Origin of the sequence: Pseudoalteromonas sp. GW168-MNA-CIBAN-0100 (assembly GCF_040309225.1) — a bacterium.
Classification (GTDB): domain Bacteria; phylum Pseudomonadota; class Gammaproteobacteria; order Enterobacterales; family Alteromonadaceae; genus Pseudoalteromonas; species Pseudoalteromonas arctica.
In genome coordinates this window covers 1-516 of the sequence record NZ_JBEOOL010000098.1, presented here as the reverse complement: position 1 = coordinate 516, position 516 = coordinate 1, and the positions used below count along the sequence as shown (strand labels likewise).

Genomic DNA, 516 nt, shown 5'->3' with positions numbered 1-516 from the left:
ATCTTGCAGTCGATAGCGGAGGGTTGCCTGTTTATTATGAATTATCCTGTGGAAATACGCATGATATCGTCCATGCAGAGTCACTCGTAGCTAATTGACCAACAAGTAATATGGTTGTCGCAGATAAAGGCTACGACAGTGAAAAACTGAGAGCGTTTGTTCGTGATAATAACGCTACACCCGTTATTCCACGTAAGGGCAACAGTTTAGTAGGCAATGAAGATATTGACTGGTGCATGTACAAATATCGGCACTTGGTTGAGAATGCATTTGGCCGTATTAAGCAATATAGAGGGATAGCCACGCGGTATGAAAAGCTTGAACGAAATTATCATTCAATGCTCGCTTTAGCATTTACTATGATGTGGCTACCAATGTGGGCTGATTGATATATGTACTACAAAGATCAACAGCCCCTAGTGGATAGCTTTATTTATCAAATAGGTAATGACAGGCAAGTGTTTCACTATTTTGAGCACAGTAACATTACTCATTTTCGCCAAGGCTTTATAAGCC

General features: G+C 40.5%; 1 protein-coding gene and 1 pseudogene. Both read left to right on the top strand.

Going from position 1 to position 516, the window contains the following annotated elements:
* Positions 1-110 precede the first annotated feature (110 nt).
* Positions 111-389, top strand: a complete 279-nt coding sequence (locus AAEY62_RS20185; protein ID WP_008467104.1) for an IS5/IS1182 family transposase — start codon at positions 111-113, stop codon at positions 387-389.
* 21 nt (positions 390-410) lie between these two features.
* Positions 411-516: pseudogene (locus AAEY62_RS20180) on the top strand (group I truncated hemoglobin); the annotation flags it as partial.

What these genes read in the sequence shown, in the direction of transcription:
- AAEY62_RS20185 (WP_008467104.1), top strand. Translation starts at nt 111, where the DNA reads ATGGTTGTCGCAGATAAAGGCTACGACAGTGAAAAACTGAGAGCGTTT.